The organism is Brevundimonas sp. (assembly GCF_019636155.1).
Classification (GTDB): domain Bacteria; phylum Pseudomonadota; class Alphaproteobacteria; order Caulobacterales; family Caulobacteraceae; genus Brevundimonas.
The window spans coordinates 41,013-66,448 of the sequence record NZ_JAHBYB010000004.1 but is presented as its reverse complement, the minus strand read 5'-3'; the positions used below and the strand labels follow the sequence as shown (position 1 = coordinate 66,448).

At 68.0% G+C, this 25,436-nt stretch carries 20 protein-coding genes and 1 other RNA gene; 16 read left to right on the top strand and 5 right to left on the bottom strand.

Annotation, left to right across the window (positions count from 1 at the left end; translation table 11 throughout):
- Positions 1-61: 61 nt before the first annotated feature.
- On the top strand, positions 62-832 hold the full coding sequence (locus KF910_RS05920; RefSeq protein WP_292259582.1) for a hypothetical protein: 771 nt from the start codon (positions 62-64) through the stop codon (positions 830-832).
- On the opposite strand, the gene KF910_RS05915 is transcribed toward KF910_RS05920, so the two are convergent.
- Both KF910_RS05915 and lepA read right to left on the bottom strand, forming a co-directional pair.
- A protein-coding gene (locus KF910_RS05915; RefSeq protein ID WP_292258833.1) for an IS5 family transposase occupies positions 799-1,556 on the bottom strand; the annotation gives its coding sequence in 2 pieces (ribosomal slippage) (positions 799-1,214 and positions 1,214-1,556; 759 coding nt in all). The genes KF910_RS05920 and KF910_RS05915 overlap by 34 nt on opposite strands.
- A 186-nt stretch (positions 1,557-1,742) precedes the next feature.
- Entirely contained in the window at positions 1,743-3,551 is a 1,809-nt protein-coding gene (lepA, locus tag KF910_RS05910) for a translation elongation factor 4 (protein WP_292259581.1), read from the bottom strand.
- A 217-nt stretch (positions 3,552-3,768) separates the two neighbouring features.
- Here lepA and KF910_RS05905 point away from each other — a divergent pair, with 217 nt between their 5' ends.
- Both KF910_RS05905 and KF910_RS05900 read left to right on the top strand, forming a co-directional pair.
- Positions 3,769-4,893, top strand: coding sequence for an efflux RND transporter periplasmic adaptor subunit (locus KF910_RS05905; protein WP_292259580.1), 1,125 nt, complete (start codon positions 3,769-3,771; stop codon positions 4,891-4,893).
- A 9-nt stretch (positions 4,894-4,902) separates the two neighbouring features.
- The gene (locus KF910_RS05900; RefSeq protein WP_292259579.1) at positions 4,903-8,076 is read left to right on the top strand and encodes an efflux RND transporter permease subunit; all 3,174 of its coding nucleotides are present in this window, start codon (positions 4,903-4,905) and stop codon (positions 8,074-8,076) included.
- Positions 8,077-8,456: 380 nt separating this feature from the next.
- On the opposite strand, the gene KF910_RS05895 is transcribed toward KF910_RS05900, so the two are convergent.
- On the bottom strand, positions 8,457-11,048 hold the full coding sequence (locus KF910_RS05895; RefSeq protein ID WP_292259578.1) for a TonB-dependent receptor: 2,592 nt from the start codon (positions 11,046-11,048) through the stop codon (positions 8,457-8,459).
- 206 nt (positions 11,049-11,254) lie between these two features.
- Positions 11,255-12,493: a Na+/H+ antiporter NhaA gene (nhaA, locus tag KF910_RS05890; protein ID WP_292259577.1), complete on the bottom strand. Its 1,239-nt coding sequence runs from the start codon at positions 12,491-12,493 to the stop codon at positions 11,255-11,257.
- 200 nt (positions 12,494-12,693) lie between these two features.
- Between nhaA and KF910_RS05885 the strand changes: the two genes are divergently transcribed.
- The 5 genes from KF910_RS05885 to KF910_RS05865 all read left to right on the top strand — a co-directional run bounded on the left by KF910_RS05885 (position 12,694) and on the right by KF910_RS05865 (position 18,308).
- Complete coding sequence (locus tag KF910_RS05885; RefSeq protein WP_292259574.1) at positions 12,694-14,097, top strand: protein adenylyltransferase SelO family protein; 1,404 nt, start codon at positions 12,694-12,696, stop codon at positions 14,095-14,097.
- A gap of 135 nt (positions 14,098-14,232) precedes the next feature.
- On the top strand, positions 14,233-14,661 hold the full coding sequence (locus KF910_RS05880) for a DoxX family protein (RefSeq protein ID WP_292259573.1): 429 nt from the start codon (positions 14,233-14,235) through the stop codon (positions 14,659-14,661).
- A gap of 54 nt (positions 14,662-14,715) precedes the next feature.
- Positions 14,716-15,198, top strand: a complete 483-nt coding sequence (locus KF910_RS05875) for a MerR family transcriptional regulator (RefSeq protein WP_292259572.1) — start codon at positions 14,716-14,718, stop codon at positions 15,196-15,198.
- A gap of 3 nt (positions 15,199-15,201) precedes the next feature.
- Entirely contained in the window at positions 15,202-16,986 is a 1,785-nt protein-coding gene (locus KF910_RS05870) for an acyl-CoA dehydrogenase C-terminal domain-containing protein (protein ID WP_292259571.1), read from the top strand.
- 158 nt (positions 16,987-17,144) lie between these two features.
- Positions 17,145-18,308, top strand: a complete 1,164-nt coding sequence (locus KF910_RS05865) for an acyl-CoA dehydrogenase family protein (protein WP_292259570.1) — start codon at positions 17,145-17,147, stop codon at positions 18,306-18,308.
- A gap of 3 nt (positions 18,309-18,311) precedes the next feature.
- Here KF910_RS05865 and KF910_RS05860 read toward each other — a convergent pair whose 3' ends face one another.
- Positions 18,312-18,710, bottom strand: coding sequence for a GIY-YIG nuclease family protein (locus KF910_RS05860; RefSeq protein WP_292259568.1), 399 nt, complete (start codon positions 18,708-18,710; stop codon positions 18,312-18,314).
- 79 nt (positions 18,711-18,789) lie between these two features.
- On the opposite strand from KF910_RS05860, the gene KF910_RS05855 reads away from it, so the two are divergent.
- The 8 genes from KF910_RS05855 (at position 18,790) to KF910_RS05820 (ending at position 25,375) form a co-directional block, all read left to right on the top strand.
- Entirely contained in the window at positions 18,790-19,635 is an 846-nt protein-coding gene (locus KF910_RS05855; protein ID WP_292259566.1) for a 16S rRNA (uracil(1498)-N(3))-methyltransferase, read from the top strand.
- A 50-nt stretch (positions 19,636-19,685) separates the two neighbouring features.
- Complete coding sequence (locus KF910_RS05850) at positions 19,686-21,044, top strand: glutamate--cysteine ligase (RefSeq protein ID WP_292259564.1); 1,359 nt, start codon at positions 19,686-19,688, stop codon at positions 21,042-21,044.
- Between the two features lie 10 nt (positions 21,045-21,054).
- Positions 21,055-21,807: a DUF72 domain-containing protein gene (locus tag KF910_RS05845; RefSeq protein WP_416354687.1), complete on the top strand. Its 753-nt coding sequence runs from the start codon at positions 21,055-21,057 to the stop codon at positions 21,805-21,807.
- Positions 21,808-21,812: 5 nt separating this feature from the next.
- Positions 21,813-22,880 (top strand): NAD(P)-dependent alcohol dehydrogenase, encoded by a 1,068-nt coding sequence (locus KF910_RS05840; protein WP_292259561.1) that lies wholly within the window; start codon positions 21,813-21,815, stop codon positions 22,878-22,880.
- A 226-nt stretch (positions 22,881-23,106) separates the two neighbouring features.
- Complete coding sequence (phbB, locus tag KF910_RS05835) at positions 23,107-23,832, top strand: acetoacetyl-CoA reductase (protein ID WP_292259560.1); 726 nt, start codon at positions 23,107-23,109, stop codon at positions 23,830-23,832.
- Between the two features lie 48 nt (positions 23,833-23,880).
- The gene (locus KF910_RS05830) at positions 23,881-24,678 is read left to right on the top strand and encodes a DUF4908 domain-containing protein (protein ID WP_292259558.1); all 798 of its coding nucleotides are present in this window, start codon (positions 23,881-23,883) and stop codon (positions 24,676-24,678) included.
- A 49-nt stretch (positions 24,679-24,727) separates the two neighbouring features.
- An RNA gene (ffs, locus tag KF910_RS05825) (signal recognition particle sRNA small type) lies at positions 24,728-24,821 on the top strand.
- 155 nt (positions 24,822-24,976) lie between these two features.
- On the top strand, positions 24,977-25,375 hold the full coding sequence (locus KF910_RS05820) for a DUF3597 domain-containing protein (protein ID WP_292259556.1): 399 nt from the start codon (positions 24,977-24,979) through the stop codon (positions 25,373-25,375).
- Positions 25,376-25,436 lie beyond the last annotated feature (61 nt).

The window sequence follows — 25,436 nt, the reverse complement described above, 5'->3', positions numbered from 1 at the left end:
CGGAGCGGTGGGCAGGATCGTGCGGTTCGGCCCGCCAGCGCGGGCGCCGCCGCCGGGCCCCATGTCGCCGCCAGCCAGGGATTCTTCCGTCCGACACCGCCGCGCCGCGCGCCGCTGGGGCGCGGCGGCGCTCAGCGTCCTGGCCCATCTCGCCATCCTGTTTCCGGTGTTGAGCCTGAGGGCGAATTTCCAGCCGCCGCCCGTCCCTTCGCCGCCGCTCGTGGTCACCCTGGAGCCGCCGCCACGACCGATCCCGCCGCCCGCCCCGCCGACGGAGACCCCGGACCCGGCCCCGCCTGCCGGCCCTCCTGTCGCGGCTGCCGCGGCGCCGACGCCCCAGCCGACCCGACCGCCGCCGTTGCGTCTGCATCCGCCGCGCACCCCGCCGCCCTCGGCGCCTCTGCCCGCCGCCGAGCCCGCGCCCGAACCGCCGGGGATCAGCCTGCTGGGCGCCAATCAGACCGCCGGCGCGGCCGTGGCCGGTCCGCCGGGCGGGGGCGGAGGGACGGGCGCGGGCGGTCAGGGATCGGGCGCCGGCGGCGGACGGTGCGACATGGTGCGGCGGCTTCAGGACGCCCTGGCCGACGACGTCGAGGTGCGGGCCGCCGTGCGGATGGCCCATGACGCCCTGTCGGCCCAGGGCCGCGCTCTTCTGGTCTGGGACGGCGATTGGCGGCAGAGCCGGGGCGAGGCAGGCAAGGGGCTGGCGGGCCTGCGTCAGGCGGTGGCGGTCGAGGTCGCCTTCGCGCCCGCCGCCTGCAAGGATCAGCCGATGCGCGGCCTAGGTGGAATCGACATTCATCGCATCCAGATCATGGCGGCGGCGAGGTGAACGAAGCCTAGGAAGTGAATGGCTCTGCGATCGTAGCGGGTGGCGAAGCGTCGGAAGTGCTTGAGCTTTGAGAAGCAACGCTCGATGCGGTTACGAGCGCGATAGGCTTCAATGTCGTGGGCGATCAGCACCTTGCGAGTGCGGTTGGAGGGGATGACGGCTTGCGCGCCGGCGTCGGCGATGAGTTGGCGCAGGGCGTTGGAATCGTAGGCCTTGTCGGCCAGCACGGCGCGGGGGCGAAAGCCTTCCAGCAGGGCTGGCGCGGCCAGGGCGTCGCCGCTTTGGCCGGCGGTTAGGATGAACCGGATCGGCCGGCCGAGGGTGTCGGCGGCCATGTGGATCTTGGTGGTCAGTCCGCCTCGGGAGCGCCCCAGAGCCTGATCCGAGGCCCCCCTTTTCCGGTCGCCGCCTGCTGGTGGGCTCGGACCAAGGTGCTGTCGATCATCAGGTACTGATTGTCACGGTCCTTGATCAGGTCGGCGAACACCCGATCCCACACCCCGGCCTTCGACCATCGGCTGAAGCGCTTGTGCAGCGTCTTCCAGCGTCCATAGCGCTCGGGCAGATCGCACCAGTGCGCCCCCGAGCGCAGCACCCACAGCACCCCGTTGACGAACAGCCGGTTGTCGGCGGCAGTCCGCCCAGGATCGCCCGCCTTGCCCGGCAGCAGGTCCGCGATCCGCTCCCACTGAACCTGGCTCAACTCGTAGCGCTTGGCTGACATCAAAAGGGCTCCGTCCATCGAACGGAGCCCTATGAATCAGACATCTCAGCGTCTGAGAATCCTGAATGTCGATATCACCTAGCCGTCATCGCCCTGCCCGACGGGCCGCGCATCGCCGTGGGCCGGGCCGCCTGGCGCTGGCGCGACCTGACGGGTGCTCGGTAATCGGGCGCGCGATAGGCGTCGTCAGTCCTCGTCCATCTTGAGGGCGGCGATGAAGGCTTCCTGCGGAATTTCGACCTTGCCGAACTGCCGCATCCGCTTCTTGCCTTCCTTCTGCTTCTCCAGAAGCTTCTTCTTGCGGGTGGCGTCGCCGCCATAGCATTTGGACGTCACGTCCTTGCGTAGGGCGCGCACCGTCTCGCGGGCGATGATCTTGCCGCCGATCGCCGCCTGGATCGGGATCTGGAACAGGTGCGGCGGGATCAGCTCCTTCATCTTCTCGACCATGCCGCGTCCGCGCGTTTCGGCGCGTGATCGGTGCACCAGCATCGACAGGGCGTCCACCGGCTCGGCGTTGACCAGGATGTTCATCTTCACCAGGTCGCCGGCGCGATAGTCGGCCAGTTCGTAGTCGAAGCTGGCGTAGCCCTTCGAGATCGACTTCAGCCGGTCGTAGAAGTCGAACACCACCTCGTTCAGCGGCAGGTCATAGACGACCATCGCCCGCGTCCCGACCCAGGTCAGCTCCTTCTGCTCGCCCCGGCGGTCCTGGCACAGCTTGATGACCCCGCCGAGATACTCTTCCGGCGTCAGGATGGTGGCCTTGATCCAGGGTTCGCGGATCTCGATGATCTGCATCACGTCCGGCAGGTCCGCCGGATTGTGCAGGTCGATGTGGCTGCCGTCGCGGAGTTCCAGCTTGTAGACCACCGACGGCGCCGTCGCGATCAGGTCCAGGTTGAACTCGCGGCTCAGGCGCTCCTGGATGATCTCCAGGTGCAGCAGGCCCAGGAAGCCGCAGCGGAAGCCGAAGCCCAGGGCGGCCGAGGATTCCATCTCATAGGTGAAGCTGGCGTCGTTCAGGCGCAGCCGGGCGATGGCGGCGCGCAGGTCCTCGAAATCGGCCGCATCCACCGGGAACAGGCCGCAGAAGACCACCGACTGGACCTCCTTGAAGCCTTTCAGCGGCTCGGCGGTCGGCTTCTTCTCATCGGTGATGGTGTCGCCGACGGCGGCGTGGGCGACCTCCTTGATCTGGGCGGTAATGAAGCCGACCTCGCCCGGTCCCAGGCTCTCGACCGGGGTGTTCTTGGGCAGGAAGACGCCGACCCGGTCGACCAGGTGGGTCGAACCGTTCTGCATGAATTTGACCCGCTGCCCGGCCTTCAGCACCCCATCGAACACCCGCACCAGCAGCACCACGCCCAGGTATGGATCGTACCAGGCGTCCACCAGCATGGCCTTCAGCGGCGCATCGACATCCCCCTTGGGGGCAGGCAGGCGGGTGACGATGGCCTCCAGCACATCCTCGATGCCGATGCCGGACTTGGCGCTGCACATGACGGCGTCCGAGGCGTCCAGGCCGATGACCTCCTCGATCTGGGCCTTGACCCGCTCCGGCTCGGCGGCCGGCAGGTCGATCTTGTTCAGGACCGGCACGATCTCGTGGTTGTTGTCGATGGCCTGATAGACATTGGCCAGGGTCTGGGCCTCCACCCCCTGGGACGCATCCACCACCAGCAGCGAACCCTCGCACGCCGCCAGCGACCGCGACACCTCATAGGCGAAGTCCACGTGCCCCGGCGTGTCCATCAGGTTCAGGACATAATCCAGCCCGTCGCGCGCACGGTAGTTCAGGCGCACGGTCTGGGCCTTGATGGTGATGCCGCGCTCCTTCTCGATGTCCATATTGTCCAGGACCTGGGCGCTCATTTCGCGCGCGGTCAGGCCGCCGGTGGCCTGGATCAGGCGATCGGACAGGGTGGATTTGCCGTGGTCGATGTGGGCCACGACGGAGAAATTCCGGATACGTTCGATGGGGGGCGTAGGCATGGCGCGCGCCTAGCACGGCGCATGGAAATTCGCCAATGCGGACCGACCGCGTCTTGCGGGCCACGATGGGCCGCCTATGTGCGGCTGCGGCCCCGAGCGTGCTTTGAGAGCGGATCGCAACAGGCTAGGTGTCGGCCTAGATATTTCGGCCTCCGGCAGCGGACGGCCACGCCTGCCGCGCCCCCCTGCGTCGGCGGCGCACGGAGGGAAGACGGACGTGGCGATTTTCACCCGGACGGCGCGCGCCGGCCTGATGCTGGCGGGAATGGCGGCCCTGGCGGCCTGCGGCGGCGGCGACAAGAAGGACGAGAAGGCCGCGCCGCCTTCTCGCCAGTCCGTGACGGCCGCGACCGTCAGCCTGGTCAACCTGCCGCGCACGGTCACCGCCTCGGGCAGCGTCTCGGCCTGGGAAGAGGTGCCGGTGGCGGCCGAGACCGGCGGGCTCCAGGCCGTGGCCGTCTATGTCGATGAAGGCGCCTACGTCCGCCAGGGCCAGATCCTGGTCAAGCTGAACGACGCCCTGCTGCGGGCCCAGCTGCGCCAGCAGGAGGCCGCCGTCACCGCCGCCGAGGCCAACGCCGCGCGCGAGGACGCCGAACTGGGCCGCGCCCGCGAGCTGAAGGAGCGCGGCTTCCTATCCCAGGCCTCGCTGGACATGGCCATCGCCGAGCAGCGCTCGGCCGAGGCCCAGCTGGCGTCCGCCCGCGCCGCCCGCGCCGAGACCGCGACCCGACTGGACCAGACCAATCTGCGCGCCCCCGTCGCCGGCCGCATCATCAGCCGCAGCGTGACGCGCGGCCAGATCGTCCAGCCGGGAACCGAACTGTTCCGCATGGTCCGCGAGGGCCGGCTGGAGCTGGACGCCCAGGCGCCCGAGGCCGAACTGCCCCTGATCCGTCCAGGCCAGACAGCGACCATCACCTCGGACCAGGGCGGGACCACCACCGGCCGCGTCCGCATCGTCACGCCGGAAGTCGATCCCCAGACCCGTCTGGGAATCGCCCGCATCACCCTGTCGCCATCCAGCGGCCTTCGATCCGGCATGTTCGCCCGCGCTGTCATCGCCGTCGGCGACCAGCCGGCCCTGACCGTGCCCTCGGCCGCCATCGTCTTCCGCGAGGGCAAGCCCGGCGTCTATGTCATCGGCCAGAACGCCGTGGTGCGCTTCACCCCCATCGCCACCGGCGCCCGTTCGGGCGACGCCGTGGCGGTGACCACCGGCCTTCAGGCCGGACAGCAGGTGGTGGTGCGCGGCGCCGGCTTCCTGGGCGACGGCGACCAGGTGACCATCGCCCGGCCCCAGCCGACGGCGGCCGCCTCGGCTCCCGCGGCGGCCAAATAGGACCCGGCGATGAACCCGAACAACATCTCGCGCTGGGCGATCAAGAACCCGATCCCGGTCGTTCTGATGTTCGTGGTCCTGACGATCGCGGGCATCGGCTCCTATTTCAATCTGCGCACCAACAACTTCCCGGACGTGGACCTGCCCATCGTGGCGGTCACCGTGATCCAGGCGGGGGCGGCCCCGACCGAACTCGAGACCCAGGTCACCCGCCTGGTCGAGGACTCGGTCGCCGGCCTGGGCCAGGTGCGGCACATCACCTCGACGGTGAACGAGGGCGCCTCGACCACCCTGGTCGAGTTCCAGCTGGGCGTGGACCTGGAAAAGGCCACCAACGACGTCCGCAACGCCGTCACCCGTATCCGCCAGGACCTGCCGGCCGATGTGCTGGAGCCCATCGTCCAGAGGATCGAATTCACCTCCATCCCCTTCGCCAACTATGTCGTCCGTGCTCCAGGCATGAGCCCGGAGGAGCTGAGCTGGTTCATCGACAATACCGTGGCCAAGCGCCTGCTTTCGGTGAAGGGCGTCGGCCAGGTCAGCCGCGACGGCGGCGTCAGCCGCGAGATCCGCATCAAGCTGGACCCTGCCAAGCTGGAAGCCTTCGGCGTCACCGCCTCGGCCGTGTCGAACCAGCTGCGGGCCCAGAACATCAACCTGCCTGGCGGCCGAGGCGAGATCGGCGGCGAGGAACAGGCCATCCGCACCGTCGGCTCGGCCCTGACGGTCGATCAGCTGCGCGCCACCCTGATCCCCGTCGGCGCCCGTTCGGTGCGCCTGGGCGACCTGGGCGAGGTGGTCGACGAATGGTCCGAACCGCGCGGCCGCGCCCGCTTCAACGGCGAGGAGGTGGTGGGTTTCGCCGTCTCGCGCGCCATCGGCTCGTCCGAGGTCGACGTCTATCACGCCGCCCAGAAGGCGGTCGAAGCCCTGGACGCCGAACGCGATGACGTGACCATCGAAGAGGTCGCCAACACCACGGTGGATGTGGTCAACAATTTCCACGCCTCGGTCGAAGCCCTGCTGCTGGGCGCCCTGCTGGCCGTGGCGGTGGTCTTCGTCTTCCTGCGCGACTGGCGGGCCACCTTCATCGCCGCCATGGCCATGCCCCTGTCTCTGATCCCGACCTTCTGGATCATGGACCTGGCGGGCCAGTCGCTGAACGTCGTGACCCTGCTGGCTCTGTCGCTGACCATCGGCATCCTGGTCGATGACGCTATCGTCGAGATCGAGAACATCGTCCGGCACATCCGCGACGGCAAGGCGCCCTATCCCGCCGCCATGGAGGCCGCCGACGAGATCGGCCTGGCGGTCATGGCCACCACCGCGACCCTGGTCGCCGTCTTCGCCCCGACCGGCTTCATGCCCGGCATCGTGGGCCAGTTCTTCTCCAGCTTCGCCATCGCCACCTGCGTCAGCGTGCTGTTCTCGCTGCTGGTGGCGCGCACCCTGACCCCCCTGATGGGCGCCTATATGCTGCGCCGCGATCAGGGCAAGGAGCACGGCGATCCGCGCTGGATGAAGACCTATCTGGGCTGGCTGAACTGGTGCCTGGGCAATTCGGCCCCCGAGGGCCTGAAACGCGACCGGGCCTCCGGCCGGGGCGGCTGGTTCGCCCGACACGTGGTGTTCCGGGTGTTCGACCACCGGGTCTGGGTCCTGGGATTCGGGACGATCTTCTTTGTCGGCTCCCTGGTTCTGGCCGCCTTCCTACCGGGCGAGTTCATTCCGGCCGAAGACATTTCCCGCTCCAGCCTGACGGTCCAGCTGCCGCCCGGCGCCACCCTTCAGGAGACCGAGGAGACGGTTCAGAGGATCAACCGCACCCTGATGGCCCGGCCAGAGGTGAAATCGGTCTATTCCTCCATCGGCTCGGCCACCGTCAGTTTCGGCCCCGGCGGCGGCTCCAGCGCCGGCGAGGTCCGCAAGGCCGGCCTGACCGTCAACCTGGTTCCCAAGAGCCAGCGCAGCCTGAACCAGCAGGAATTCGAACGCGACGTCGGCCGTCTTCTGACCCGCGAACCGGGCGCCCGGATCCAGTTCGGCGACGCGTCCGGCGGCGGCTCGTCCCTGCTGAACATCGCCCTGGTCAGCGACCAGCCCGAGGCCCTGCAACAGGCTTCGGCCCGGCTCGAGCGCGAGATGCGCGGCGTGCCGGGCCTCGGCAACGTCCAGTCCACCGCCTCCCTGGTCCGGCCCGAGATTCTGATCACGCCCAAGGCCGACGTGGCCGCCCTGATGGGCGTCAGTTCCGCCGACATCAGCCAGGTCGCCCGCGTGGCCACCATCGGCGACGCCGATCAGCTGCTGCCCAAATTCAACCTCGGCGACCGCCAGGTGCCGATCCGCGTCATGCTGCGAGAAGACGCCCGCCAGGACCTCAGCGTTCTGGAGACCCTGAAGGTGCCCACCGCCTCGGGCGCCCTGGCGCCCCTGTCCGCCGTGGCCGACATCGGCTTCGGCGCCGGTCCCAACCAGATCGACCGGCTGGATCGCCGGCGCGTGGCCACCATCACCGCCGAATTGTCGGGCATCGCCCTCAGTGACGCGACCCGGGCCGTCAACGCCCTGCCGGCCATGACCAACCTGCCCGACGGCGTGTCCCAGCAGCTGACCGGCGACGCCGAGAGCAACGCCGAACTGGGCCAGGGCTTCGCCTTCGCCATCGTGACCGGCATCCTGCTGATGTATGTCGTCCTGGTGCTGCTGTTCGGCAGTTTCTTCCACCCGATCACCATCCTGGCGGCCCTGCCGGTGTCGTTCGGCGGCGCCTTCTTCGCCCTGCTGATCACCGGCAAGTCCCTGTCCATGCCGGCCTTCATCGGCATCATCATGCTGACCGGGATCGCGGCGAAGAACTCCATCCTGCTGGTGGACTACGCCATCATGGCGCTGCGCAAGGGGCTGAACCGGCATGACGCCCTGATCGATGCGGCGCACAAGCGGGCCCGTCCGATCGTCATGACCACCCTGGCCATGGGCCTGGGCATGCTGCCCATCGCCATGTCCTTCATGCCCGGCACCGAGTTCCGCAGCCCGATGGCCATCGCCGTGATCGGCGGCCTGATCACCTCCACGGCCCTGTCGCTGCTGTTCGTGCCGGTGGTGTTCAGCCTGATCGACGGGGTCAAGGTGCGGCTGGAACGCATCCTGGACCGCAAACTCCGCCACGCCCACGAGTAGCTCGACGGCGGCAAGGGGCGGCCTCGGCGGCCCGCCGCGCGGTTGGCTTCCGCGTGGAGCTCTGCCTCGGGGTCCAACGGCTTGGCGGCGTCGGACCCGCCCGCCCGCAGGCCTCTGTCGCCCCGGCCGCAGCCCTGCGCCAAGCAGCTGGCTCGGAGGCGAAGCCGGCCGTGGCGCCCACTTGCGCCGCGCCCCGTGCGGTCGGGGCCGCTTCGCCCGATAAGGCTTGGCATCCATCCTCACACGCCGCCTGGGCCACGGCCGCCTTCTCGCCCGCTTTGGACCTCGGGCCGATCTCAGGCATGAACAGCGGGCCTCAAGCGTGAAAAAGCCGGCCGGGGCGGGCCCCGACCGGCTGTTCAATCTGCGCTGAAGGCGGATCAGTACTTCAGGCGCATCGTCAGGCCATAGGTGCGCGGGGCGCCCAGGAAGGCGTTGTAGGTCATGGTGTCCGCCGCCGGGTTGTAATAGCTGCCGGCGTAGGGCCCCGAGGTCTGCAGGGTCGAGAAGGCGCCGCCCTGCAGCGGGCCGTTGAACACCACCTGATAGTATTCGACGTCGGTCAGGTTCTGGGCCCACAGGTCCAGGGCCCAGCGGTCGTCCTCGGTGGCGATGGTGATGCGACCGTTCAGGATCGTCATCGCGTCGTTCATCTTCAGCGGCAGCAGGTCCGAGCCGGTGTTGTATTCCGACGTGTATTTGGCCGACAGGCTGAAGCCGGCGCGCAGGCCATTGCCGATCGAGCGGTCGAAATTCATCGACAGCGACCCCGACCATTCCGGCGCGAAGGCCATCTGCTGACCCGGCAGCAGCGACAGCGACGGGAAGCGCGACGGCACCGACAGGTCGGACGCGCCGAACTGGCCGAACTCGGTCTTGGCGTAGGTCATGCCGCCCTGGAAGCTGAGGCCTTCCAGCGGGGTGAACCAGACGAAGTCCATGTCGACGCCTTCCGACGTCAGCTCCGGCACCGATTCCACGATGAAGGCGATGCCGGCGAAGGTGTTCAGCTGGAAGTTCTCGTACTTCTGATTGAAGTAGCTGGCGTTGAACAGCAGGGTGCGGCTCAGCAGGGTGCTCTTGAAGCCCAGCTCGAAGCTGTCGACCGTTTCCGGGGCGAACGAGGTGTCGGCGATCGGCCGCACATCGCCCGCCGGCCCGGCCGGGTTCGGCTCGCTGGAGCGTTCCAGGTTGAAGCCGCCCGCCTTGTAGCCGCGCGCATAGGCGCCATAGACCATCAGCGAGGGGTTGAACCGGTACTGGGCGGCGAACCGGCCGGAGATGTCGTCGTCCTCCATCTCCTGGGTATAGGTGCGGCCGTTGAAGTCGGGGTTCAGCTGGTTGATGCACAGGGCGCCGCCCAGCAGGGCCGCCGGAGCGAACGGATTGGCGCGCACGGCCGAGCAGACGGCGTCCGATCCGCCGATGTTGGTCTGGGCCGTGTCCAGGGTCTTGCTTTCACGCGTGTAGCGCAGGCCCAGGGTCAGCTCCAGCTGCTCGCTCACCCGCCAGGTGTTGTTGGTGAACAGGGCGAAGGAGTCCGAATCCTGCTGGTAACGGTCCAGATAGCCCGAACCGGCCGGCACCACCGGACCATAGGAGGGCACGAAGCCCGGGAAGGGCGCGATGGCGCCGGTGCAGACCGCGAAGGTGGTCGGCGCAGCCGTCAGGCACGGCAGGGCGCCGGGGTTGGGCGAGCCCAGCTGCGAGGTGATCAGGGTCGAGAAGAAGGGGGTGAAGGCGGCGCCGAAGATGAAGCTGTCGTTCCGCTTCAGGTCTTCCTTCGAATAGAAGCCGCCGATCAACCAGTCGAAATTGTCGTTCGATCCGGCCAGACGCAGTTCCTGGCTGAACTGATCGACCGAGAAGCCGAAGGTGCCGTCCGGCAGGCGGTAGAACAGGTCCGCGGCGCTGAAGTCGATGTCCGAGCCATTGACCGAGTTCCAGCGGCGGGCCGCGGTGATCGAGGTCAGGGTGGCGCCGCCGAAGCTTTCCAGGTCCAGGTTGATCTCGGCCGAGACGCCCCGGTCCTCGATCAGCTGGTCGGTCGGGCGGTTGGCGAAGACGTCGCGGGTGAAGGCGTTCGGGGCGAAGCCGGCGGCCGGGCCCACGATGCCGTTGCCGCCGGGGCTCAGCCCGTCGATGATCGTGCCCGTCGGGCCGGTGCGGACCTGGGTGGCGACGCAGCAGTATTCGTCGCGCTTGGAATAGTCGGCGATGATGCGGATCGAGGCGTTGTCATTCGGCAGGATCAGCATCTGACCGCGCAGGGTCCAGAAATCCTGGCTCTGGTCATCGGTCTCGCCGCGCGGACCGGCGCCGGTCGAGACATTGTAGAAGCCGCCGCGTTCGCGCTTGGCGGCGTAGAGGCGTAGCGCCACCTGGTCGCTCAGCGGGCCGGTGACCGAACCGGCCAGGCCCCAGGCGCCGTAGTTGCCGACGGTGAACTCGCCGCTGGCGCCGGGGGTGAAGGACGGCGCTTCGGTGATGATGTTGATGACGCCGGCCGAGGTGTTCTTGCCGAACAGGGTGCCCTGCGGCCCCTTCAGCACCTCGATGCGGCTCATTTCGCCCAGGTCGCCGAAGCCGACGCCGTTGCGCGGGCGATAGACGCCGTCGATCACGACGCCGACCGAGCTTTCCAGGCCGGGGTTGTCGCCGACGGTGCCGACGCCGCGGATGCGGGCGGTGGTGATGGTCTCGCTGGTCGTCGAGGTGACAGTCAGGCCCGGGGTCAGGATCTGCAGGTCCTTGATGTCGTGGACGCCGGCGTCCTGCAGGATTTCCTGCGACAGGGTCGTGACCACGATCGGCACGTCCTGAAGGTTCTGTTCACGCTTCTGGGCGGTCACGACGATGTCGTCGACGGTGGTCGGCCCGTCCTGGGCGGCGGCCACCCCGGCGAAGCCGAAGGCGACCGCGCCGACAACGGCGGCGGACACGGTGGAACGAAGGAAATTAGCGCGACGCATGAGCGGCTCCCGGCTCTCGATGGCCCGGCCGCCTGAGAGACGGCCGAGGCGTTCCTGATCCCTTACCCCGGCCTTCCATGGGACGAGGTTATTCTAGGCTCAATGGGTAACGCGACGCCGAGTCCGTGCCAAGCAGCGGCTAAGCCAGAGAGACCGATTCCTCCTTGGCTTCGCCCCGACTGTGACACGAAAGCGACAAAATCCGATTACGTTAGGTCAATATTTGACCTCAACCCGGCCGTTTCGGAAGGACGCTGGGCGATTTCTTTGCGCGAAGCCCGAGAACTCGCGCCCAGCACCGCCGCGCCCCAGGCGACCGACAATAGGGACCCGCCGATCACCCCCAGCTTGACCTGAATCTGCTGGGACGAATCCACGGCTCCCGGAAAGGCCAGGGCGCCGATGAACAGGCTCATGGTGAACCCGACCCCGCAAAGCACGGCGACGCCGTAAAGCTGCATCCAGCCCGCCCCTTCGGGCCGGCGTCCCAGGCCCAGCCGCCAGGCCAGCCAGGTCATGCCCATGACCCCGGCCTGCTTGCCCAGGAACAGCCCGCCGGCGATCCCCACGGCCAGGGGGGTCAGCGCCTCGGCCGGCGAAAGCCCCCCGAACGACACCCCGGCCTTGGCGAAGGCGAACAGGGGCAGGACCAGGAAGGCGACATAGGGATGCAGATCGTGCATGGCCTCCCGCAGGGGACTCTGCCCATCCTCGTCGCGCGGTCGGATGGGGACGATGGCGGCGAAGGCCACAGCGCTGAGCGAGGTCGACAGCCCCGCCTCGACCGTCAGCCACCAGACCAGGCCGAACCCCAGAACCCAGAAGGGGGCGGCGATGCGCCTGTATCGCGCCACGACAGCGCCGCATCCCAGGGCCGCGACCGCCAGCATCAGCGGCGCCCAGGCCACTCCCTGGCTGAACAGGATGGCGATCAGGGCGATGGCCCCCAGGTCGTCGACGATGGCCAGGGTCAGCAGGAAGACCCGCAACGATCCCGGAAGCCCGCGCCCCACCAGGGCGAAGACCGCCAGGGCGAAGGCGATGTCCGTGGCCAGGGGTATGGGCCACCCCTGGTGCGGCCCGCCCAGGGGCGCGACGATCGCCACATAGACCAGGGCCGGGGCGATCATCCCGCCCAGGGCCGCCAGCACAGGAGTGGCCAGCTTCCTGGGATCGCTCAGTTCCCCGCGCAAGATCTCGTATTTGATCTCCAAGCCGACGACCAGGAAGAAGACCGCCATCAGCCCTTCCTTGATCCACTCCGCCACCGTCAGGTCCAGGGCCAGAGGCCCAAGCCGCAATGGCTGCGCGCTCTTCAGCAGGGCGAAATAGTCCGGGGCCAGGGGCGAGTTGGCCACGACCAGGGCCGCCAGGGCCGCCAGTCCCAACACGGCGCCGGACCCGGCCTCGGTCTTCAGGAAATCGAGTGTGAATCTGCGCGCCACGGCGTCCTCCATCGAATGGGACTGTCGTGACGCCCGGTTACCGACGGGCGTCGGGACCGGATTCGCCCTGGGTCCCAGGGCGCCGGCCTGACCGCGCGACGCGGCCCGATCTCTGAGCGGGACAATAGGGCCGCGGCCCGAAGGTTCAAGATGGCGGCGTCACGGTTGCGTCAGGGCCGTCCAGGCCGCATCTGCGGCCCATGCCCGTATCGCCCGCCTACCGCCCCGAGCCGCATGTCTTCGACCTGGGCCCCGACTATGCTGACGCCGTCCGCCCGGCCGACTTCCCCGCGGCCATCGTCCGCTACCGCAACGACCGGGCCGCCGCGGAGGTCGGGCTCGAGACCCTGACCGACACCGAATGGATCGATCATTTCGCCCGGTTCCAGCCCCTGCCTGGCCAGCCGGGGCCGTTGGCCATGCGCTATCACGGCCATCAGTTCCGCACCTACAACCCTGACCTAGGCGACGGCCGCGGCTTCCTGGCGGCGCAGATGCGCGACGCTTCGGGCCGTCTTCTCGATCTTGGCTCCAAAGGTTCCGGCCAGACACCCTGGTCGCGCACGGCGGACGGGCGGCTGACGCTGAAGGGCGGGGTGCGCGAAATCCTGGCGGCCGAGATGCTGGAGACGCTGAATGTCCCCACCTGCCGCATCCTCAGCCTGATCGAGACGGGCGAAGACCTGGAGCGCGGCGACGAGCCCTCCCCGACCCGTTCGGCCGTCCTGGTGCGGCTGTCGCACAGCCACATCCGCTTCGGGACCTTCCAGCGGGCGGCCTATTTCGGCCGCGCGGACCAGATCGAGACCCTGACCGAACACGTCCGCACCCTCTATCACCCCCAGGTCGCGCCCGGCGACGCGCCCGGCCTGCTGGCCGCCGTGGTCGCGGCCTCGGCCCGGCTGGCCGCGCGCTGGATCGCCGCCGGCTTCGTGCACGGGGTGCTGAACACCGACAATCTGAACGTCACGGGCGAGAGCTTCGACTACGGCCCCTGGCGGTTCCTGCCGCATTACGAGCCGGGGTTCACGGCCGCCTATTTCGACCAGTTCGGCCTCTACGCCTTCGCGCGCCAGCCGGAGGCCGTGTTCTGGAACCTGACGCAACTGGCCGGCTGCCTGAAACTGGTCGCCGAGGCCGAACCCCTGACCCAGGCTCTGAATGGCTTCGGCCCGGCCTATATCGCCGAATTGCGCGCGGCCTTCCTGAAGCGGCTGGGGGTCCTCAGCCTGGGCGAGGCGGCGGATCAACGGCTGGTGGACGTCACCCTGGTCCTGCTGCGCCAGGGCGGCGAGGCGTTGCGGTGGGAGCCTCTGTTCTTCGACTGGTTCGCCGGCTTCGCCTCGTCCGAGCGCGCCCTGCGCGGCCCGCGGCGAGGCCTGTATCAGGGCGAGGCCTTCGACGCCTTCCGCTTCGCCCTGTTCGAGCATGAACCTGAGCGGCCCGAGCGGCTGGAGCATCCACTCTTCGCCGCGCCCGAGCCAGAAGAAATGCTGATCGACGAGGTCGAGGCCATCTGGGCCGCCATTGCCGCAGATGACGACTGGACGCCCTTGCACGCCAAGCTGGCCCGTCTGGCGGCGGCCCGCGCCGCCTACGCCTGACGCCCCTGCGCCACTCGCGTCGTCAGGTTCCGGAACTGCCGATCAACTGGTGTTACAGCCAAGCTGGAGCCCTTGAAGCCACAGGGGTCGGGCTTAAGTCAGCGGCCGTTGACTTAAGCCCCGCGCGATACGCCCATGATCTCCTCCTCGACCCGAGCCCACACTCCGGCCCAGCTTCGACTGTGCGCCACCTATCGCAATGTCGGTCTGTGGACCCTGCAGGGGTGGCTGGTCATGTTCTTCGTCGCCGCCGGCTACGCCAAACTGACCGAATCCATGTCCAGCCTCGCGGCCCTGATGGTCTGGCCGGCCGTGGCGGACGAAGGCTTCGTGCGTGGCGTCGGCGCGGTCGAGATCGTCCTCGCCCTGGCCCTTCTGGCGCCCCTGGTCTCCTGGCGCGTCGGCCGGCCCGCGCTGATGATCGGCGCCGTAGGCCTGCTGGTGCTTGAGACGGTAATGGCCGGCGTCCACGCCCTGGGCGGCGACTGGGGCCTGGCGGCGGTGAACCTGGTGCTGATGGCTCTGACCGCCGTCGTCCTGATGGGACGGCGCCAGCCGGGCTGAGGCCCCCGAAACCTTCCCTTTACGTGCGCGTCAAGTTTGGGTTAGATGGCGGCCATGCCGACCGCCGACGATCTGCGCACCTATTCGATCCGTCAGCTGTGCCGCGAGTTCGGCGCGACCGCCCGCGCCCTGCGCTTCTACGAGGACAAGGGCCTGCTGACCCCCGCCCGCAAGGGCCAGACGCGGGTCTATGACGCGCGCGACCGGGCGCGGCTGAAACTGATCCTGAGGGGCCGCCGTATCGGCTTCACCCTGCAGGAGATCCAGGAGATGCTGGATCTGTACGACCACAAGGACCACAACGCCCACCAGATGGCCGTGGCCCTGCGCCGTCACCGCGCCCAGATCGAGGCCCTGAAGCAGCAGCGCCAGGACCTGGACGAGGCCATCACCACCGCCGAGGAAGCCTGCGCCGTGATGGAGGCCAAGCTGGGCGAGCATCGCCCCGACCTTCTGCCGGGCGCCGAGGAATACGCCAGCCTGCTGCGCGAACGCCTGAATCCCGACCACTCCCAGCCCTTCAAAGCGAGAGCCTGACCCATGGCCTACAAGGCGCCTGTCCGCGACCTGACGTTCATCCTGAACGAGGTGCTGGAGATCGACCGCTTCACCAACCAGCCGGGCTTTCAGGACGTCTCGTCCGAACTGGCCCAGCAGATCCTGGAAGAGGCCGGCCGCTTCGCCGACGAGGTGATCGCCCCGATCAACAACCCGGGCGACAAGGAAGGCTGTCATATCGACGGCTCGGTCGTGACCACGCCCAAGGGCTGGAAGGAAGCCTATCACCAGATGGTCGAGGCCGGCTGGCCCTCGCTGATGATGGACCCGCAATACGGCGGCCAGGGCATGCCCTCGGTGATCGGCTCGGCGGTGGGCCAGTTCACGGCCGGCGCCTCGGCGGCCTTTTCGATGTATCCGGGCCTGACGGCGGGCGCCTGGGCCGGCATTCACGCCAACGCCTCGGACGAGCTGAAGGCCAAATACCTGCCCAGGATGACGACCGGCGAGTGGACCGGCACCATGAACCTGACCGAGCCCCAGTGCGGCACGGACCTAGGCATGGTCCGCACCAAGGCGGTTCCGCAGGCCGACGGCAGCTACAGGATCACCGGCCAGAAGATCTGGATCTCGGCCGGAGAGCACGACTTCGCCGACAACATCATCCACACCGTCCTGGCCCGCGTCGAAGGCGCCCCGGCCGGGATCAAGGGGCTGAGCCTGTTCCTGGTGCCCAAATTCCTGGTCAATGAGGACGGCTCCCTGGGCGAGCGCAACAGCCTGGAATGCGCCGGCCTTGAAGAGAAGATGGGCATCCACGGCAACGCCACCTGCGTCATGGCCTATGAGAACGCCACCGGCTGGCTGATCGGCGAGGAAGGCCGGGGCATGAACAATATGTTCGTGGTCATGAACGAGGCGCGCCTGGGCACGGGTCTGCAAGGGCTGGCCATCGGCACCGCCGCCTATCAGGCCGCGGTCGAGTTCGCCAAGGACCGCCTGCAGGGCCGCAGCCTGACCGGCCCGAAGAACCCGGACGGCCCGGCCGATCCGATCATCGTCCACCCCGACGTGCGCCGCATGCTGCTGGAGGCCCGCGCCTTCGTCGAGGGCGGCCAGGCCTTCATCCTGTGGACCGCGCTTCAGGCCGATCTGGAGAAGTCCGAAGACGAGGCCGTGGCCACCAAGGCCAAGGACTATATGGGTCTGCTGACCCCGGTGCTGAAAGCCTATCTGACCGACAAGGGCTTCCACGCCGCCAGCCTGGCCATGCAGGTGCACGGCGGGTCGGGCTACACCGAGCATTTCCCGGCGTCGCAATATCTGCGCGATGCGCGGATCACCATGATCTATGAAGGCACCAACGGCATCCAGGCTCTGGACCTGGTGGGCCGCAAGCTGCCGGCCAACGGCGGCCGCGCGATCATGAGCTGGTTCGCCGACATCGACGCCTATGTGGCCGAACATGGCGCGGCGGAAGAGGCCGTCAAACCCTTCATCGACGGCCTGGCCCAGACCAAGAAGACCCTGCAGGAGGCCACCATGTGGCTGATGCAGAACGGCATGGCCAATCCGGACAATGCGGGCGCCGCCTCGACCGACTATCTGAACATCTTCGGCCTGACAGCCATGGCCTATGTCTGGGCCCAGATGGCGGCGGCGGCGCAGAAGCAGATCGCGGCCGGCTCCACCGACCCCTACTACGCCGCCAAGCTGCAGACCGGCCGTTACTTCGTCGAGCGCATCCTGCCCGACGCCGACGCCCATCTGAAGAAACTGAAGACCGGCGCCGACGTCCTGATGGCCATGCCGGCCGAGGCGTTCTAATCCCCTCTCCCTTCCCCCTTGATGGGGGAAGGGCCGGGGTTGGGGGTGACGCCGGTCCAGTATGAGGCGACTTCGGAGACCTGGCCTCCGCCGCCTTCCACCCCCATCCCAACCCTTCCCCCATCAAGGGGGAAGGGCTTTGTCATGGAGCGCCCCTCATGAACGTCCTCAACCTCCCCGAACCCGACTTCATGCAGGAAGAAGAGATCACCCTCTTCTCGGACTCCGTCGCCAAATGGATCGACGAACACGCGCCGCCCGAGAAGTTCGCCCAGTGGATCGCCGACTCCTCGGTGCCGCGCCAGCTGTGGAACGACGCCGGCGACGCGGGCCTGCTGGGCATCTCCATGCCTGAGGAAGACGGCGGCTTCGGCGGCGACTATCGGCATGAGGTGATGCTGATGCGCCAGCTGGGCTGGAAGGGTGCGGACCATTTCGGCATCAGTCTGCACAATGCGATCGTGATGCCCTACATCTGGCACTACGGCACGGCCGAGCAGAAGGCGCGCTGGCTGCCTCGCCTGCAATCGGGCGAACTGGTCGGCGCCATCGCCATGACCGAGCCGGGCGCCGGGTCCGATCTTCAGGGCGTGCGCACCACGGCCCTGAAACAGGGCAACCAGTATGTGGTGAACGGCTCCAAGACCTTCATCACCAACGGCCAGCTGGCCAACTTCATCATCGTGGTGGCCAAGACCGACCCGGCCGAGGGCGCCAAGGGGGTCAGCCTGATCGTGGTCGAGACGGACGGCGCCGAAGGGTTCGAGCGCGGCCGAAACCTGCACAAGATCGGCATGGAGGCCAATGACACCTCCGAACTGTTCTTCAACGAGGTCAAGGTTCCGGGCGACAACATCATCGGCGGGACCGAGGGCCAGGGCTTCTATCAGCTGATGCAGCAACTGCCCCAGGAACGGCTGAACATCGCCGTCCAGGGCGTGGCCGCCGCCGAACGCGGGCTTGAGGCGACCCTCGCCTACGTCAAGGAGCGCAAGGCCTTCGGCAAGCGGGTCATCGACTTCCAGAACACCCAGTTCAAACTGGCCGAGGTCAAGACCAAGCTGACGGTGGCCAAGGTCTTCGTCGACCACTGCATCGAGCGCCACCTGAAGGGCGAACTGGACGCCGCCACCGCCTCCATGGCCAAATACTGGGTCACCGACATCCAGGGCGAGACCATCGACGAGATGCTGCAACTGTTCGGCGGCTACGGCTATATGAACGAATATCCGATCGCCCAACTGTACAAGGACGCGAGGGTCCAGCGCATCTATGGCGGCACGAACGAGATCATGAAGCTGCTGATCGCGCGGACGCTCTGACGGTCATTCGTCGCGGATTTCACCGCTCGCAAGTCGCTCCAAGAAGCCGTCCACCCCACACTCGTCATCCTCGGGCTTGACCCGAGGATCAGACGCCGCGCCGCACACGAACGGATAGAGGTCGAGCCATTGCGGGTTCCGCCGCTCGATCAGTTGCATCTTCCAAACTCGGTTCCAGCGCTTCAGCGCCTTCTCGCGTCTGATCGCCTCGGTGACCAACTCGTGCACCTCGAACCAGACCAGGATGTCCACGCCGTATTTCGCGGTGAACCCTTGCACCGCTCGCGCCCGATGCTGCTCGCCTCGCGCGTACAGGTTCGACGTCATGCCGACGTAGATCACGCCGAACGGGCGGCTGGCGGTCATATAGGTCGCGATCAGCGGACGGCGCTCGGACTCCATGCGTCGAGTGAGTGGACTGTCTGATCCTCGGGTCAAGCCCGAGGATGACGCAGGGTGTGGTGAAGGCTATGCGGGAACCATGATCCGCCTCCACATCCCCCAGCCTCTCATCCCCGGCGCCGCCGTCGCGCCGACGCTGGATCAGTCGCGCTATCTGACCCAGGTCATGCGGCTGAAGGCGGGGGATGCGCTGCATGTCTTCAACGGCCGCGACGGCGAATGGCGGGCGGTCGTGGCCGAGGTGCTGAAGAAGGGCGTCATCCTGCGCGCCGAGGACCAGGTGCGGCCCCAGACCCCACCCCCCGACGTCGAACTGCTGATGGCCGTGGTCAAAAAGGCGCCGCTGGAGTTCGCGGTCGAGAAGGCGACCGAACTGGGGGTGGGCCGCATCCGCCTAGTCCGCACCCGCCGGACCACGACCGAGCATCTGCGCCTGGATCGGCTGGACGCCATCGCCGTCGAAAGCGCCGAACAGTGCGGTCGCCTGGATGTGCCGCCGGTCGACGATCCCGTGAAACTCGACACCCTGCTGGACAGCTGGGACGCCACACGCCGCCTGATGTTCTGCGACGAGACGGGCGGCCCCGACGCCACCGCGACGCTTGGCGCTTTCAATCCTCCCCCCTCGGGGGAGGGGGACCCTGCGCAGCAGGGTGGAGGAGGCTCGAGGCCGGAGCAGGTTTCAGCCCCCTCCACCGCTTCGCGGTCCCCCTCCCCCGATGGGGGAGGATCGTCTCAGCCATGGTCCATCCTGATCGGTCCCGAGGGCGGTTTCGCGCCCGAGGAACGCGAACGACTGCGCGCCCTGCCCTTCGCCGTCCCCGTCTCCCTGGGCCCTCGCATCCTGCGCGCCGACACCGCCGCGGTCGCCGCCCTGACCCTGTGGCAGTCGGCGCTGGGCGATTGGTCCGCCGCCGCCTCTTGAGCCCGACCCATTCCTCGCCCATCTAGCCTTCGCAACAGGGGCAGGAACATATGGCCGAGGCGCCGCTTTCCCGGAACGATCTGGTCGAGGCCCTGTCCAGGGGGATCAAGCCCAGGGACCAGTGGCGCATCGGCGCCGAACACGAGAAATTCGGCTTTGACCGCCAGACCCTGCGCCGCCCCGCCTATGAGGGCGACAACGGCATCCGCGCCATGCTGTCGGGCCTTACCCGCTTCGGCTGGGCCGAGGTCCTTGAAGGCGGCCACGTCATCGCCCTGGAGCGCCGGAACGCCGAGCGCCTGACCGCCTCGATCAGCCTGGAGCCCGGCGGCCAGTTCGAACTGTCGGGCGCCCCGCTGAAGGACATCCACGACATCTGTTCCGAGACCGGCCAGCATCTGATGGAGGTCAAGCAGGTGGCCGACCAGATCGGCCTGGGCTTCCTGGGCCTGGGCTTCGACCCGATGTGGCGGCGCGAAGACATCCCCGTCATGCCCAAGGGCCGCTATGACATCATGCGCGCCTATATGCCCAAGGTCGGGTCGCTGGGCCTGGACATGATGCTGCGCACCTGCACCATCCAGGCCAATCTGGACTTCGATTCCGAAGCGGACATGGTGCTGAAATTCCGCACCAGCCTGGCGCTGCAGCCGATCGCCACCGCCCTGTTCGCCAACAGTCCGTTCACGGAGGGTCGCCCCAACGGCTTCCTGTCGGCCCGCGCCAATGTCTGGACCGACACCGACCCGGACCGCACCGGAATGCTGGATTTCGTCTTCCAGGACGGTTTCGGCTTCGAGCGATACGTCGACTACGCCCTGGACACCCCCATGTATTTCGCCAAGCGCGGCGAGCGGTATATCGACGCCTCGGGCCAGTCGTTCCGCGACTTCCTGGAGCGGCGCCTGCCCGCCCTGCCCGGCGAGGCGCCGACGAAGAAGGACTGGGCCGATCACCTGACCACCCTGTTCCCCGAGGTGCGGCTGAAGTCGTATCTGGAAATGCGCGGCGCCGACGGCGGGCCGTGGAGCCGCATCTGCGCCCTGCCCGCCCTGTGGGCCGGAATCTTCTATGACGCCCCCTCGCTGGCCGCCGCATGGGATCTTTGCAAGGACTGGGACATCGCCGACCACGAGCGCCTGCGCCGCGATGTGACCCGGCTGGGGCTGAAGGCCGAGGTGGCCGGCCGCAGCGTTCAGGACGTGGCCCGCGACATGGTCGCCATCGCCAAACAGGGGCTGAAGAACCGCGCCCGGTTCAGCGGCGGCATGGTGGACGAGCGCGGCTATCTGTCAGAACTGGAAGACATCGCCGACAGCGGCGTCACCCCCGCCGAGCGGCTGCTGGAGCTGTACAACGGCGCCTGGCAGGGCGACGTGAAACGAGTCTATGCGGACTTCGCCTATTGAGGAGATCAGTATGACCGGACCGGTGCGCGTGGGCGTCGGCGGCTGGACTTATGAGCCGTGGCGCGGGGTCTTCTATCCCGAGGGCCTGACCCAGAAGCGCGAACTGGAGTTCGCCAGCCGCGCCCTGACCTCCATCGAGATCAACGGCACCTATTATTCGACCTTCAAACCCGACAGCTGGATGAAGTGGCGCGACGAGACGCCCGACGACTTCGTCTTCGCGGTCAAGGCCAGCCGCTACTGCACCAATCGGAAAATTCTGTCCGAAGGCGGCGAGAGTTTCGCCCGTTTTCTGGATCAGGGACTGACGGCCCTGGGGCCCAAGCTGGGGCCGATCAACTGGCAATTCATGGCCACCAAGAAATTCGACCCCGAGGATTTCGAGGGCTTCCTGAAGCTGCTGCCGACCGAGAAGGATGGCCTGCGCCTGCGCCATGCGCTGGAGGTGCGGAACCCCAGCTTCGACACCCCGCGATTCTATGACCTGGCGGCGAAATACGGCGCGGCCATCGTCTTTGCCGAGGATGACGAGGCGCCGGAATGGCCCCGCATCGACCAGCCCACGGCCGACTTCAGCTACGCCCGGCTGATGTCCAGTCGCGAGGACGAGCCGACCGGCATGACCGGCGCCGAACTGGACGCCATCGCCGAACGCACTCGCGTCTGGGCGGAACGCGGCGATGTGTTCGCCTATTTCATCGCCGGAGCCAAGGTGCGCAATCCCGCCGCCGCCCAGGCCCTGATCGCCCGCCTGAAAGCCTGATCTCCATGACCCTGCCGACCCGCGCCTTCGCCGCCTACGCCCGTTCTGAGCCTCTGAAGCCCTATGATTTCCAGCGCCGCGGGCCGGGGCCGAACGATGTGGTCATCGCCATCCGCTACTGCGGCGTCTGCCATTCCGACCTGCACGCCGTGGACGGCGAGTTCGGCGGTCGCGCCTTCCCCCTGGTTCCCGGCCACGAGATCGTCGGCGAGGTCGAGGCGGTCGGGTCCGAGGTCGCCCGCTTCAAGGTCGGCGACCGGGTAGGCGTCGGCTGCATGGTCGACAGCTGCCGCACCTGCGCCAGCTGCGTCGAGGGCGAGGAGCAATACTGCACCGGCCCCGGCGGCATGGTCGCCACCTATGGCTCGCGCGATCCCAAGGGCGACCAGGCGGGGGGCGAGCCGATCACCCAGGGCGGCTACAGCGACCGCATCACCGTCGACCAAGATTTCGTCCTGCGTATCCCCGACGCCCTGCCGCTGGACGCCGCCGCCCCCCTGTTGTGTGCGGGAGTCACCACATGGTCGCCGCTGCGCCACTGGAACATCGGCCCCGGATCGCGCGTCGCGGTGATCGGCCTGGGCGGGCTGGGCCATATGGCGGTCAAGCTGGCCGCGGCCCTGGGCGCCGAGGTCACCGTCCTGTCCACCTCGGACCGCAAGAAGGCCGACGCCGAAAGGATGGGGGCGCGGCATTTCCTGATCAACTCCGACGCTGCGGCCATGAAGGCGGCGGCCGAAGGCTTCGACCTGATCATCAACACCGTCTCGGCCACGCACGAGATCGCCAGCCACGTCCGCCTGCTGGCCCGCGACGGGACCATGGTCATGCTGGGCCTGACCGGCGAGGCCCTGCCGGTCCATGCCGTCGCCCTGTTGGTCCGCCGCCGCCGCATCGCCGGCAGCCTGATCGGCGGCATCCGCGAGACTCAAGAGATGCTGGATTTCTGCGCCGAACACGGCATCGCCTCGGACATCGAAGTCATCGCCCCGGACCAGATCAACGAGGCCTACGCCCGGATGCTGAAATCCGATGTCCGCTACCGCTTCGTGATCGACATGGCCCGGCTGTAGCCGCCTCGTCTCCTCCCCATTCCATGGGGAGGGGGACCGCGAAGCGGTGGAGGGGCTCTTGGGTTGCACGACGAAAGACCCCCTCCGTCTCGGCCGCTTCGCCGCCGATCCACCTCCCCATCGGCGATGGGGAGGAGACGTTGGCGCCAAACCTTCAGCCGTCTAAAGACTTTAACCAAACACGGTCCGTCAGAGACCGTGGCTCAAGGGACAAAAGGAAACGCACATGGCACGAGTGGCTCTGGTCACGGGCGGCACCCGCGGCATCGGCAAGGCGATCGTTCAGCGGCTGAAGGAGGACGGCCTGTCCGTCGCCGCCGGCTATTCCGGCAATACCGACGCCGCCGAGGCCACGGCCCGCGAACTGGGCGTCATGGTGGTCAAGGGCAATGTCGGCGCGTTCGAGGACTGCCAGCGCGCCGTGTCCGAGGTCGAGGCTCAGCTGGGCCCCATCGACGTCCTGATCAACAATGCCGGCATCACCCGCGACGGCTTCTTCCACAAGATGAGCGCCGACCAGTGGTCGGACGTGATCCGGGTCAATATGGACAGCGTCTTCAACATGACGCGCCAGGTCATCAACGGCATGCGCGACCGGGGCTTCGGCCGCATCGTCAACATCTCCTCGATCAACGGCCAGAAAGGCCAGATCGGCCAGACCAACTATTCCGCCGCCAAGGCCGGGATGATCGGCTTCACCAAGGCCCTGGCGCTGGAGAACGCGCGCAAGGGGGTGACGGTCAACTGCATCGCGCCGGGCTATATCGACACCGAGATGGTCGGCGCCATGGACCAGAAGGTGCTGGATTCCATCATCGCCCAGATCCCGGTCGGAAGGCTCGGAAAAGGCGAGGAGATCGCCGACATGGTGTCCTGGCTGTCGGGCGAACGTGCCGGATATGTCACAGGCTGCACCCTATCGCTGAACGGCGGTCAGTATCTGGTCGGTTGATCCGGCCCCGCCCAAAATCCGCCGCCGCTCCATAGGATTGCTGTGGGCATGAAGCTCAGGCTCCCGGCCCTGCGGACGTCCGCGTCCCTTGCCGCCGCGACGGCGTTCGCCGTCGTGGCCGCCGGCGCGCCCGCCTGGGCCCAGGTGCGCGGCAATGTCCAGGCCGAGCAGAGCCAGTCCCTGCGCGACCGGCTGTTCAGCCGCAACCTGCCGGCCAATGGCCGCTATGTCTCCGAAACCGGTCAGGGCTTCATCCTGGACCGCAGCGCCTCGACCCCCCTGCTGCGCTTCGACCGCAGCGTCGAGACCTGGGTGCTGCGCCCTACGCCGGCGCCGCGCGGCGATGTCCTTTACCGCAACGACGCCGGCGACCTGGTGCTGCGGGTCACGCCCGACGGGGGCATGACCCTCTATACGCGAGCCGCGCCCGGCGGATCGCCCGTCACCCTGGCCGGGCCGGGCGAAAGCCTGGCCCCCCCGGCCCTGGGTCCGGTCCAGCTGTTCAACCTGATGGCGCGGCGCAGCGCCCTGGTCTCATCGACCCTGGGGCGGCTGGTCGAGATCAACCTGTCGGTCGACCGGTCCGAGGCCCTGTCGGTCGACGCCCTGATCGTGACCACCGACGCCGTCATCCGCATGGCCCGCTCGGCCACGGCGCGCGGCTATCTGACCCGGTTGCGCAGCATCACCATCGTCGAGGGCGACCGCGTCTCGGCCACCTATGCGCGGGGGGACCTGCGCATCGTCGTGGACCCCGACCGCGGCCCCGCCGGCCGCCCCTCCTCCGCCCGCATCATCAACGCCTTCGCCGACGAACCGCGCCGCGGCTCGGGGGCCGGGCGATAGGCGGCCACGGACAGGCTTGATTCCCCGCCCGCCCCGCGCCATATCCCGTCTCGGAGATCGCGGGCGAAGGCTTCGCCAACCTGGTCAGGGCCGGAAGGCAGCAGCCACAACGAATTCCCCTTCGGGTCGCGGTCTCCACCTTCCTTCTTTTTGGCCCTAACGCTCACGACGCGGTCGTTCGCTGCTTGAGGGCGTGTTTCTGGCCCTGACGCTCACGACGCGGTCGTTCGCGGCTTGAGGGCGGGAACTCCCTTCGACCTTGGCCGCTGTTCTGATCCCACTGAAAGAGGATCGGATCATGAGCATTCTGGGCAGAATTCTGGGCGGCATCTGGGATCGGGCCAAGGGCGGCCCCGGCCATAGGCCATCGCAAGGGGGATCGAGCCCCGCGCCAACGGCCGCGCCGGCGCCCGGCGCCCCCGCCGCGAACGCGCCCCAGACCGGCGAGCCTGTCGATGTCGAGGCCATCCTGGACGGCCTGAACCAGGGCAAGAACCTGAACTGGCGCACCTCCATCGTCGACCTGATGAAGCTGACCGGCATGGACAGCTCCCTGGCCGAGCGGCGCGAGCTGGCGCAGGAGCTGGGCTACACCGGCGACACCTCCGACACCGCGACCATGAACATCTGGCTGCACAAACAGGTGATGCAGAAGATCCGCGACAATGGCGGGCGCATCCCCAAGCTGACTGACTGATCCTTACGTTCCGACCGCGAGAGGGGGTGCGCGCGCGCCGCCTTTCGCGCTAGGACGAGGA

Bases quoted from the DNA above. Each gene is read 5' to 3' on its own strand.
- KF910_RS05920 (WP_292259582.1), top strand. From the start codon at position 62: ATGTCGCCGCCAGCCAGGGATTCTTCCGTCCGACACCGCCGCGCCGCG.
- lepA (WP_292259581.1), bottom strand. From the start codon at position 3,551: ATGCCTACGCCCCCCATCGAACGTATCCGGAATTTCTCCGTCGTGGCC.
- KF910_RS05900 (WP_292259579.1), top strand. From the start codon at position 4,903: ATGAACCCGAACAACATCTCGCGCTGGGCGATCAAGAACCCGATCCCG.
- KF910_RS05895 (WP_292259578.1), bottom strand. From the start codon at position 11,048: ATGCGTCGCGCTAATTTCCTTCGTTCCACCGTGTCCGCCGCCGTTGTC.
- KF910_RS05885 (WP_292259574.1), top strand. From the start codon at position 12,694: ATGCCCGTATCGCCCGCCTACCGCCCCGAGCCGCATGTCTTCGACCTG.
- KF910_RS05880 (WP_292259573.1), top strand. From the start codon at position 14,233: ATGATCTCCTCCTCGACCCGAGCCCACACTCCGGCCCAGCTTCGACTG.
- KF910_RS05875 (WP_292259572.1), top strand. From the start codon at position 14,716: ATGCCGACCGCCGACGATCTGCGCACCTATTCGATCCGTCAGCTGTGC.
- KF910_RS05870 (WP_292259571.1), top strand. From the start codon at position 15,202: ATGGCCTACAAGGCGCCTGTCCGCGACCTGACGTTCATCCTGAACGAG.
- KF910_RS05865 (WP_292259570.1), top strand. From the start codon at position 17,145: ATGAACGTCCTCAACCTCCCCGAACCCGACTTCATGCAGGAAGAAGAG.
- KF910_RS05860 (WP_292259568.1), bottom strand. From the start codon at position 18,710: ATGGAGTCCGAGCGCCGTCCGCTGATCGCGACCTATATGACCGCCAGC.
- KF910_RS05855 (WP_292259566.1), top strand. From the start codon at position 18,790: ATGATCCGCCTCCACATCCCCCAGCCTCTCATCCCCGGCGCCGCCGTC.
- KF910_RS05850 (WP_292259564.1), top strand. From the start codon at position 19,686: ATGGCCGAGGCGCCGCTTTCCCGGAACGATCTGGTCGAGGCCCTGTCC.
- KF910_RS05845 (WP_416354687.1), top strand. From the start codon at position 21,055: ATGACCGGACCGGTGCGCGTGGGCGTCGGCGGCTGGACTTATGAGCCG.
- KF910_RS05840 (WP_292259561.1), top strand. From the start codon at position 21,813: ATGACCCTGCCGACCCGCGCCTTCGCCGCCTACGCCCGTTCTGAGCCT.
- phbB (WP_292259560.1), top strand. From the start codon at position 23,107: ATGGCACGAGTGGCTCTGGTCACGGGCGGCACCCGCGGCATCGGCAAG.
- KF910_RS05830 (WP_292259558.1), top strand. From the start codon at position 23,881: ATGAAGCTCAGGCTCCCGGCCCTGCGGACGTCCGCGTCCCTTGCCGCC.
- KF910_RS05820 (WP_292259556.1), top strand. From the start codon at position 24,977: ATGAGCATTCTGGGCAGAATTCTGGGCGGCATCTGGGATCGGGCCAAG.